The sequence below is a fragment of the Vibrio sp. 03_296 genome, assembly GCF_002265885.1.
Window position 1 is genome coordinate 1 of sequence record NZ_NPKW01001196.1, and the last position, 803, is coordinate 803.

Annotated in this window: 1 tRNA gene and 2 rRNA genes; all 3 read right to left on the reverse strand. The window is 45.0% G+C overall.

The features are described from left to right. Positions 1 to 146 (reverse strand): 23S ribosomal RNA (locus CIK04_RS30905); the annotation flags it as partial. A 281-nt stretch (positions 147 to 427) separates the two neighbouring features. Further along, positions 428 to 503: transfer RNA gene (locus CIK04_RS30910), tRNA-Ala, on the reverse strand. Between the two features lie 65 nt (positions 504 to 568). Further along, positions 569 to 803 (reverse strand): 16S ribosomal RNA (locus tag CIK04_RS30915); the annotation flags it as partial.

Below are 803 nucleotides of genomic sequence, written 5' to 3' on the forward strand. Positions count from 1 at the left end.
ACTGGCTTATGCCAGTGGGTTTCCCCATTCGGAAATCGTAGACTCAAGTGGCTGTTACTGCCTCATCTACGCTTATCGCAAGTTACTACGTCCTTCATCGCCTCTGACTGCCAAGGCATCCACCGTGTACGCTTAGTCACTTAACCATACAACCCCAAAGGGTCTTCTAGTCAAACAACCAAAGTTGCTATCTCATTATTGAATGAGCGAGATAGCGTTGATTTTGCCGGACTCAATTTCGAATAGTCACTAAAAGTGACATTCTCAAGAACACTTGAATGTGTTTGTTGGTGTTTGTCTTAAAGACAAACATTGAGAACTTTACAAACAACAATAAATTGTTGTTTTGTCAGCTTTCCAAATTGTTAAAGAGCAGATTTTCTAATGAAAACCATTATTAAAGATTCTAAATGAAAACCTTTAGTAATGGTGGAGCTAGACGGGATCGAACCGTCGACCTCTTGCATGCCATGCAAGCGCTCTCCCAGCTGAGCTATAGCCCCACATCTATCTCTATAACGTTATAAACCATCAATCTGTGTGAACACTCATCGCAATAATCATCGTATAAGGAGGTGATCCAGCGCCAGGTTCCCCTAGCGCTACCTTGTTACGACTTCACCCCAGTCATGAACCACAAAGTGGTGAGCGTCCTCCCGAAGGTTAAACTACCCACTTCTTTTGCAGCCCACTCCCATGGTGTGACGGGCGGTGTGTACAAGGCCCGGGAACGTATTCACCGTGGCATTCTGATCCACGATTACTAGCGATTCCGACTTCATGGAGTCGAGTTGCAGACTCCA